The sequence below is a fragment of the Nostoc sp. FACHB-888 genome (assembly GCF_014696655.1).
In the GTDB taxonomy this organism is placed as follows: Bacteria; Cyanobacteriota; Cyanobacteriia; order Cyanobacteriales; family Nostocaceae; genus Nostoc.
Genome location: NZ_JACJQM010000193.1, coordinates 1 through 7,620, shown reverse-complemented (window position 1 = coordinate 7,620; position 7,620 = coordinate 1). Strand labels below are relative to the sequence as shown.

The 7,620-nt window shown below is 41.5% G+C and carries 14 protein-coding genes and 1 pseudogene; 13 read left to right on the top strand and 2 right to left on the bottom strand.

The features are described from left to right. Positions 1–130: 130 nt before the first annotated feature. From H6G26_RS36185 to H6G26_RS43305, 3 genes and pseudogenes are all read left to right on the top strand, one after another. Positions 131–1,276, top strand: coding sequence for an IS4 family transposase (locus H6G26_RS36185; protein ID WP_347242573.1), 1,146 nt, complete (start codon positions 131–133; stop codon positions 1,274–1,276). 496 nt (positions 1,277–1,772) lie between these two features. After that, a pseudogene (locus H6G26_RS36180) lies at positions 1,773–2,126 on the top strand (HNH endonuclease); the annotation flags it as partial. A 243-nt stretch (positions 2,127–2,369) separates the two neighbouring features. Beyond that, positions 2,370–2,537: a hypothetical protein gene (locus H6G26_RS43305; RefSeq protein WP_242054175.1), complete on the top strand. Its 168-nt coding sequence runs from the start codon at positions 2,370–2,372 to the stop codon at positions 2,535–2,537. Positions 2,538–2,613: 76 nt separating this feature from the next. Here H6G26_RS43305 and H6G26_RS36170 read toward each other — a convergent pair whose 3' ends face one another. Beyond that, positions 2,614–2,793, bottom strand: coding sequence for a hypothetical protein (locus H6G26_RS36170; protein WP_190736222.1), 180 nt, complete (start codon positions 2,791–2,793; stop codon positions 2,614–2,616). Between the two features lie 25 nt (positions 2,794–2,818). On the opposite strand from H6G26_RS36170, the gene H6G26_RS36165 reads away from it, so the two are divergent. From H6G26_RS36165 to H6G26_RS36145, 5 genes are all read left to right on the top strand, one after another. After that, a complete protein-coding gene (locus H6G26_RS36165; RefSeq protein WP_190736220.1) occupies positions 2,819–3,238 on the top strand; it encodes a hypothetical protein in 420 nt (139 codons plus the stop codon). A 68-nt stretch (positions 3,239–3,306) separates the two neighbouring features. Beyond that, the gene (locus H6G26_RS36160) at positions 3,307–3,522 is read left to right on the top strand and encodes a hypothetical protein (RefSeq protein WP_190736218.1); all 216 of its coding nucleotides are present in this window, start codon (positions 3,307–3,309) and stop codon (positions 3,520–3,522) included. Continuing rightward, the gene (locus H6G26_RS36155) at positions 3,519–3,746 is read left to right on the top strand and encodes a hypothetical protein (RefSeq protein ID WP_190736216.1); all 228 of its coding nucleotides are present in this window, start codon (positions 3,519–3,521) and stop codon (positions 3,744–3,746) included. The genes H6G26_RS36160 and H6G26_RS36155 overlap by 4 nt, the downstream gene beginning before the upstream one ends. Positions 3,747–3,775: 29 nt before the next feature. Beyond that, entirely contained in the window at positions 3,776–4,036 is a 261-nt protein-coding gene (locus tag H6G26_RS36150) for a hypothetical protein (RefSeq protein WP_190736214.1), read from the top strand. A 15-nt stretch (positions 4,037–4,051) separates the two neighbouring features. Further along, the gene (locus H6G26_RS36145; RefSeq protein WP_190736212.1) at positions 4,052–4,825 is read left to right on the top strand and encodes an ERF family protein; all 774 of its coding nucleotides are present in this window, start codon (positions 4,052–4,054) and stop codon (positions 4,823–4,825) included. Between the two features lie 211 nt (positions 4,826–5,036). On the opposite strand, the gene H6G26_RS36140 is transcribed toward H6G26_RS36145, so the two are convergent. Beyond that, on the bottom strand, positions 5,037–5,804 hold the full coding sequence (locus tag H6G26_RS36140) for an Rpn family recombination-promoting nuclease/putative transposase (protein ID WP_190736210.1): 768 nt from the start codon (positions 5,802–5,804) through the stop codon (positions 5,037–5,039). 200 nt (positions 5,805–6,004) lie between these two features. On the opposite strand from H6G26_RS36140, the gene H6G26_RS36135 reads away from it, so the two are divergent. From H6G26_RS36135 to H6G26_RS36120, 5 genes are all read left to right on the top strand, one after another. Continuing rightward, positions 6,005–6,322 carry a hypothetical protein gene (locus tag H6G26_RS36135; RefSeq protein ID WP_190736208.1) on the top strand — a complete coding sequence of 106 codons (318 nt, stop codon included), beginning with the start codon at positions 6,005–6,007 and terminating at the stop codon, positions 6,320–6,322. Positions 6,323–6,425: 103 nt separating this feature from the next. After that, on the top strand, positions 6,426–6,749 hold the full coding sequence (locus H6G26_RS43300; RefSeq protein WP_242054174.1) for a hypothetical protein: 324 nt from the start codon (positions 6,426–6,428) through the stop codon (positions 6,747–6,749). After that, positions 6,746–7,090 (top strand): hypothetical protein, encoded by a 345-nt coding sequence (locus tag H6G26_RS36130; protein WP_190736206.1) that lies wholly within the window; start codon positions 6,746–6,748, stop codon positions 7,088–7,090. The genes H6G26_RS43300 and H6G26_RS36130 overlap by 4 nt, the downstream gene beginning before the upstream one ends. A 13-nt stretch (positions 7,091–7,103) precedes the next feature. Beyond that, entirely contained in the window at positions 7,104–7,322 is a 219-nt protein-coding gene (locus tag H6G26_RS36125) for a hypothetical protein (protein WP_190736204.1), read from the top strand. A gap of 4 nt (positions 7,323–7,326) precedes the next feature. Continuing rightward, positions 7,327–7,560, top strand: coding sequence for a hypothetical protein (locus H6G26_RS36120; RefSeq protein WP_190736202.1), 234 nt, complete (start codon positions 7,327–7,329; stop codon positions 7,558–7,560). Positions 7,561–7,620 lie beyond the last annotated feature (60 nt).

Below are 7,620 nucleotides of genomic sequence, written 5' to 3'. Positions count from 1 at the left end.
CCCAAAGCTTACCCATTAATGAAACAACCTAGAAATCAATTACGCCGTCAATTACAGACTGCTTAATTTAACTATATCTTGGCTTATTTCAGTGCCATTCGCTATAGAGATAGCTATACCTGCAACTACTATTGAGCGAGCGATCGCAGCAAGTAAAGCTAGCGAAGAGAGAAATCGCTCTTTACCAGCACATTTGGTAGTTTGTCTACTAATAGCCATGAGCCTGTGGTCAAGAGATTCGATGCGGGATGTACTCAAAAATTTAGTTGATGGAATGTCGGAAGCATGGGTTCATGTTGGTAAATATTGGCGAGTGCCTTGTAAATCAGCAATTACTCAAGCTCGACAGCGCTTAGGGGCAGAGGTGATGAGCCGATTATTCTACGAGTTAGTACAACCAATGGCGACTGATGAAACATTGGGAGCCTTTTTAAATGGACTGCGAATTGTGGTAATTGATGGCACTTGTTTTGATGTTCCAGACAGCGATGAAAATGCGAGAGTTTTTGGTCGTCCCAGCAGTCGCCCTGGCACAGTCGCGGCATTCCCTAAAGTGAGATTAGTCGTTTTGATAGAGGCAGGAACGCACATTATATTTGATGCCTTAATGTGTCCTTATCGGATAGGAGAACGAGTCCGAGCGTTAAAATTATTACGCTCGGTGAAATCAGGAATGTTGTTAATGTGGGATAGGGGGTTACATTCCTATGGAATGGTATCTTCAACAGTGTCTCAGGGGTGCGACTATCTAGGTAGAATTCCAGCAAATGTAAAATTTATCTGTGAAAAAACCTTAGAAGATGGCTCTTATTTGTCATATATTAATCCTTCAGGAAAACTCAGAAAAAAAGGTTGTCAGCCACTCTTGGTAAGAGTTATTGAATACACAATTGAGCATCCAGAAAACCCTGCTGAACAACTTACTTATCGCTTAATAACTAGCTTATTAGATATTGAAAAATTCCCAGCAGAACTGTTAGCAAGAGAATATCATCAGCGATGGGAAGTAGAAAATACTATTGATGAATTGAAAATCCATCTTTTGGGGCGGAAAACCCATGTTCGTTCCCAAAAACCACGAGAAGTTGTACAAGAAGTGTATGGTTGGTTGTTGGGGCATTGGTCAGTCAGAGTGTTGATGCTTCAAGCTGCAACTAGTGCTTCTGTTCCTCCTTTGCGTCTAAGTTTTACAGGAACATTACGAGTCATCCGTCGTGCCATTCCTAAGTTTCAACGCTTACAAGCAGAAGAATTCCCTTTTTTTTCAATTGGCTAACCCTAGAAATTCTGGATACTTTATTACCCGAACGAATTCACCGTACTAATCCCAGAGTTGTGAAAAAACCTGTATCAAAGTTTCGTTCTAAAAAGCCAAGACACAGAGGTACTGGAAAACGAGTAGAGGCTCCGAAGTTTCACATTACTAATAAGCTTCTTAGCCTTAACTGAACCGTATTGCTTTATGATGATTTGGGATAGCGATTGCTCATCATTGCTAAAAAGTTCCGATTTTGACTAGAGTCGGAACTTTACTTGGGACAATGATACAGTTTCAGGATTTTTCCCTGCTAATCCAGACTGTAAACAGGTAAAGTGCCAACTCCCATACAAAATTCGGTACTTTTTTGGGAAGCACTCAGTCAGAGTGAAAGCTGGATTTTTCTTTCCCTGGCATTATCGCGTGTCCCCTCAAGGTGAAAAGTTTGAAACCTAGTCCTCTAAGGACTTTAGAGCTACTTTGCCCCTGGTGACAGCTTCCGTAACACTACCCCAACAAGGAAACCAAGCAAAATCGTCACACATGCCAGGAGCTAATAAAAAAGGCATTTCCAAAGGTTTCTTACTCCGAAAACAAACACGTTTCTGTCAAAGGAACTAAATCACCTTACGACGGAGACATAGCCTACTGGAGCGAACGTAATAGCAAGCTCTACGACAGCGAAACCTCTATTGCTCTTAAGAAGCAAAACCATAGATGTGCATCCTGCGGTCTAAAATTCATCGATGAAGAACGGATTCATCTGCATCACATCGACGGAAATCACGCCAACTGGAAAAAGAATAATCTTGAAGCAATTCATGAGAGTTGCCACGATTACAAGCACATGAGCAAAGGCGCAAGCTAAGAACATCGGGAGCCGTGTACACGGAAACGGGTACGCACGGATCTAACTGAGAGGTGCGGGGAATAATATCCCCCATCGACTCAACCCGGACGGCTCCCATTTGATCGCAACTGGTTCGCTACAAGAGTTGCAGAGGTTAAAGCGACACTTCCAGAAACACCAAGGGAACGCAACGAAGGTTTAAGCGAGGAATTAGAAAAAGCCTGCACTGTTTTTGGTCTGTATCACGGCGAAGTTGATTGGTTGGGATTCAGCACCAAACTCTACCAAGACGGGCGTTTTGTCGGCTTCGTCGGGTGCGATCAACAAGGTTGGTACGCCAGACCAAGACAGTACGGAGTCAATCGTGTGGCTCCGAGTGCGGAACTTGTGATTGCGTTGTTGGGAGTCCGAGCGACAGTAGCGGCTTAGTTGCTGAAGTCAGAAAAGGCGATTGCACACCAAAAGAATTGCAATCGCCAACGAGTTTAATCTCGAATAAATACAATCATGACACAAAGTACAGCAAGTAACCCTGCACTTCTTGATCTGGGTTTAGGTGACTGCCTAGAGAAAATTCTTTTACCTCCAACCAGCTCCAACGCAGAGGTGTAATAAATTCCTGAAGTGAAAAAGGCGATCGCAGTCCAAGAGAAAAGCAATCGCCGCTCAACCGAAATTTAGACAATCGAAATCATCATGGCACATCGGATATGATAACCACATTTCCTCTTCAACAGACGGAGTTAGAAGAGTCTCTTGACAAAATACTCCTGCCTCCAACCGACCCCAACGCAGAGGTGCAGGAGATTCCTGGATACAAGCTGGTTTACGTTGGCGGAGCTTGCCCCAGGAATTATCGAGTGTACAAAGCTGATTCGATGATTGGGGTGATATTTCAGCATATTACCCACTGGTCTAACGGTGTGGATTCTCTTCGATATGCCGAGTCGGTTGATGCAGCTGCTGGGTTGGATGAATTTTTGAACGTGGCAAGGATATTAAGAACGGCTGCAGAGCAACCACCTACAGAAGAGGAATTACTCGATAAAGAATTTGATGCGTTGACGAGTGACGAGTGGGAGCGGTTAAAGAGATACGTTCCACAAGCTCTTGATTTGGTTGCAGTGTAAGGAAAGGGGTGGGCGTTGCTGCCCACTTCCTCAATCAGACTGTTTTTCTTAGTTCCACAAATATAACAATGTTACCCATAGAAATCCTACAAGAATTTAACTTGTGTTACCTGAAGATTCAGACGATTGCTCAAGATGAAAACTGGCTCTTGTTGATTGCTGATAAAAAGATTGACCCAGAAGCAGCAACTCACTTAGCCGATGTTCTGCATTACTTGGGTGAGGCAATGGGTTGCGTGGAAGAAATCGTTGAAGTCAAGTTTAATCAGGAATCAGAATCATGAAATTCTATGCAACGAGTATTCCTCAATCTTTGCCAAGTTGGGCAACTGTTATATCGAGTAATGCAGGTTTGATTGAGGTTGAAATCAATGATCAAGACCCTGGCTTTCATTCAATCATCGAGGAATTATCTACTGAGATTGAACCAGGAATTGTTGGTGTAAAAGCTAGCGATTTATGTAAAAGACTCAGCATTGAGATGGTTGATACTAGCGAAGAAAATTGACAATCAATATATAGCAAACCCGACATCTTATGAAATTTACCACTGTATCTGTTAGCTACTCTAGAAAATTCAATCTTGGCAATTTTGAATCACTTGATTTAGGTTGTTCTTTATGGGCGCAAGTGGAAGATGGAGAAGATGCTGATGGAATAACTCAATTCCTCTATCAACAAGCAAAAGCTTCGGTAAAACAAGCGGCAATGCCTGTGCTAAAAGCCTCAGAGTTTCAGATAAATAAAGCTAAGTCTAGCAAAAAAGTGTCTGGTGATATCAACGAAAATGATTGGTAAAAGAGGAGCCGGACAATGCAAGAACTAATCAAAGCTTTAATCAAGGCAAAGGCAGAGTTTAATCCCATCCAAAAAGACGGTACTAATCCTCACTACAAGCGCAAATATGCAACACTAGATGCTGTATTAGATGCTGTCACTCCTGCGCTTGGTAAACATGGATTAGTAATAATTCAAACCACCGAAATCTTTGAAGGTAAAACCGTACTACGGACTCATATTTTTCATGAGTCTGGAGAGAGTATCACTAGTACTTATCCTCTTCCGGAAATTAGTGATTCTCAGAAGTTTGGTGCAGCCTTGACCTATGCTCGTCGATATGCGGTCTGTGCAATTTTATCAGTGACGGCTGATGAAGACAATGATGCTGAAGGCGCAACTACTCCTCAAAAGACTGAACAACCACAAAATAATATTAGACCCCGCAAAGACAATCAACAGTATAGAGTTCAGCCAACTAAACAAGCTGTAACTCCGCCATCAATAAGCCCAAAAGATTTGCGAATCAAAGAAGTTCGCACACTTTTAAATTATCCGTTGGATTTGGTGAAAGAATGGCTGCATTCTCGAAATGTTACGAGTCCGAGTGAGCTTGACTCTGTTCAAATTGATGAACTAGTGAAGACCATGTGTTTGGCTTGGGGTGGTAATAAGTTTGGGCATCCAAACCGTGCTGCTAACTCTTATCAGAAACACGTAATCGATGCTGTATTACGAGGTGTTTCTGAGATGGAAGCAATTCAAGCATGGATGGAGGGAGCGCTTGCACAATTACCTGAACTGAATTGAGCAATCATAGTAAGAATTCAGGAGTGAGAAAACACTCGGCAGCAATCTTAACGTTCTCTTAGAAACGCTGGTTTTGCATTAACAGTAATCGTACTCATCAAACAAAGAGGTATTATTGTCAACAAGCAACCACCGTACTGAGTATCGCAGGAAATCGGAGATTGAAATACAACCCTCGTTGAGCCGATTCAGTATAAGAATAGTAGCAAAATTACTCTTGGTTTTCAGATTCTCCCTGCTGTAATTGTTGCACAACTTCTACTGGTAAACCAGTAACCCGAGCTATCACATCAACGCTGATGCCCTCAGCTAATAAGTTAATAGCAATTTTACGGGCTTTTTCATCGCTACCTTCGGTCTTGATTGATTGATAAACCACTGATTCTTGCATAACATCCTTCCTGAATAAACGCCCAATCACTTCTTGCTCTAATACTAACCCAGCCAGAATTGCACAGGCGGCAGCAATATTACTTTGAGTTCGCCTTTCAGGGATTTTATCAATAGTTTCGGCCGCTTGTTGCAGTGTAGCAACCTTGTTGTCAGTCGCACTTAATACAGCAAATGGTAATAACCCTGGGGTTCTCAAAAAATCTGAAGGAGGCTGCTCCCATAACCGAATCACTGAAAACTCATGTCGTAAACTTTCAGTAGTAAAAGTAGTTTGATACACCTTCTCTGATTCAGTTTTAGCTAAGTAAATTACCACTTGGTGCATTCGTTTATTAGGAAAACGCCGATATACCCTCAAACGGTAATCAGCCATCCGAAACGGCATATTGTCATCGGGTTTGGTCTGAAATTCAATGTGGAGAACAACTTCATCTGATTGCAGCAAGATTAAAGCATCAGCACGAATAGGTTCCAAAGACAATTCTGTAGGACTTAATTTGGTTAAAGTAATCGGTTCTCCTAATAGCCAAGTAGCGAAATCAGGAGAATACATCTCAGCGATAAATTTGCAGGTGTTGTCAAACATGAACCCAGTTTATCAAACGATAAGTCACTTTCAGCATTACGACTCTCAAAATAAGTGAACGCACAGTTACTTAGGAGATGTACCGCATTGTTTGAGTGAGTTCATGGGTTGTGCCGAGCCGCTAGTTGATCCAGATTAAATCAACAAACTCATATCACAAAACTGTACGCAGTGAATTACAAAATAGAGGAAATAAACAGATGAATCTTTGGTCAAGAATGGATTTGATTACATTAACGAATGAACGCTTTATAGGAGAATATTACGATTTTATTTCTGATTACGATGGCGGATGGATTATTAAGTTCTTTTATCTGGTTAAAGTAAATGTTGCTCTCTGGTTTGGATGGGAGTCACAGCCGAACTATGATGATTGGCATTGGGGAATGGGGTATTTTGGAGAGGAATACCGACAGGACTGGAATGCCCCAATGGGAGCTTGTGATTGGCAGGAAATCTGTACTCCCGTCAGTTTTCTCAAATGGCAATATGGAATCGGTGAAAACTCGAATTACTAATCAATAACAAGTTAATCAGCAAATGATTAAAAATGGCTAATCTTCCAGCAATTAATTCAGTTGTCAAAGTCATTAAAGCACTGGGAGAACAAGACCCAAGGTTATGGCAGTAATTCAGTATTCAGCACATGGAATGGTTTGTGTTCATTTCCCAGATATGCCATTTGGTCAAGGATTTTTTTTTCAATTCACATCATTTATAGATCATAGAGTCATAGCCAAGATTATGCCCAGAAGATCCACTCATTCCACCCCTACTGACCAGTCCTCATTATGCCTACAGTATCTTCGTCGTTGTGGGGGTAGCGCTCGATTGTGCAGTATCAACTTTAGCCTCTGTGTCATACAAACATTAGTGAATCGAAAGCTGGTAAAAGTGACAAATACTGGTGCAGGTTTTTTTGTCGAGTTGGATGAAGCAAAATGAAGACCCATAAAATAACTCATCAATCATCTTTGCCTTCAAACACTCCTAATAAATTAGCTCTTCGTCGGACTCGAAAAAGATTTAGCCCCAAAGTATTCATCGACCGCACCATAGAAACAACTGCAATTATCTCTCTGCTCTTAACTGGGTTTTTAGGAGTAGGGGCAGTAGGGTGCTGGGGAATGGAGATTATTAATACAAATGCTAATCCCAACATAATCATCTCTGATTGGAAGCAACAGAAAAATATTTGCCTGGGTGCAATGTTGGTCTGTTTCTCCACCTTCTTGGGCAGTTCTTTGGTCGGAGCTAGTTTCAGTATTCAACGAGATAAATTTTAGGAAGATAAACAATATGGAAATCAAGTTAACCAGATCAGAGATTCGGACTATTTTGCAGGGTTGTCAATATACGTTACGGCTTGTGGGGAGTAGCCAAGATTATCGTAAAATTCAGTCTTCACAGTATTTCTCTACTACCAATGATGTTGTGTTAAACGATGCTGTCAACGTTTTGTTTGAGTTAGTTGAAGCAATTGATGGTGTGGAGCAGATGTCCCACAAAGGAGAATGATGACATGGAGCAAGAAATTAAAAATGCAGTTGGTTTAGGCATTCCTGAACTCGCCATAGAGTCGAAACCAAAACCTGAGCCTGAACTCAAATCAACAGTAACAATTTACGACTTTAGCGCTTTGTTATCCAAATACGAACCGCCGAAAAAACCAACGATGAAAGATGAGTGTTCCTTTTCAAAGGGCAGTACTGAATCTTGCGGGGAGACAAAATACCCTGAAAAGCTTATAGATTAAAGAATGTGGCAATTTATGGTAAAACAAAAAGAGCCTTTGTTTGCAACAAGCTCTATCTAA

Bases quoted from the DNA above. Each gene is read 5' to 3' on its own strand.
- H6G26_RS36165 (WP_190736220.1), top strand. From the start codon at position 2,819: ATGATAACCACATTTCCTCTTCAACAGACGGAGTTAGAAGAGTCTCTT.
- H6G26_RS36160 (WP_190736218.1), top strand. From the start codon at position 3,307: ATGTTACCCATAGAAATCCTACAAGAATTTAACTTGTGTTACCTGAAG.
- H6G26_RS36155 (WP_190736216.1), top strand. From the start codon at position 3,519: ATGAAATTCTATGCAACGAGTATTCCTCAATCTTTGCCAAGTTGGGCA.
- H6G26_RS36150 (WP_190736214.1), top strand. From the start codon at position 3,776: ATGAAATTTACCACTGTATCTGTTAGCTACTCTAGAAAATTCAATCTT.
- H6G26_RS36145 (WP_190736212.1), top strand. From the start codon at position 4,052: ATGCAAGAACTAATCAAAGCTTTAATCAAGGCAAAGGCAGAGTTTAAT.
- H6G26_RS36140 (WP_190736210.1), bottom strand. From the start codon at position 5,804: ATGTTTGACAACACCTGCAAATTTATCGCTGAGATGTATTCTCCTGAT.
- H6G26_RS36135 (WP_190736208.1), top strand. From the start codon at position 6,005: ATGAATCTTTGGTCAAGAATGGATTTGATTACATTAACGAATGAACGC.
- H6G26_RS43300 (WP_242054174.1), top strand. From the start codon at position 6,426: ATGGCAGTAATTCAGTATTCAGCACATGGAATGGTTTGTGTTCATTTC.
- H6G26_RS36130 (WP_190736206.1), top strand. From the start codon at position 6,746: ATGAAGACCCATAAAATAACTCATCAATCATCTTTGCCTTCAAACACT.
- H6G26_RS36125 (WP_190736204.1), top strand. From the start codon at position 7,104: ATGGAAATCAAGTTAACCAGATCAGAGATTCGGACTATTTTGCAGGGT.
- H6G26_RS36120 (WP_190736202.1), top strand. From the start codon at position 7,327: ATGGAGCAAGAAATTAAAAATGCAGTTGGTTTAGGCATTCCTGAACTC.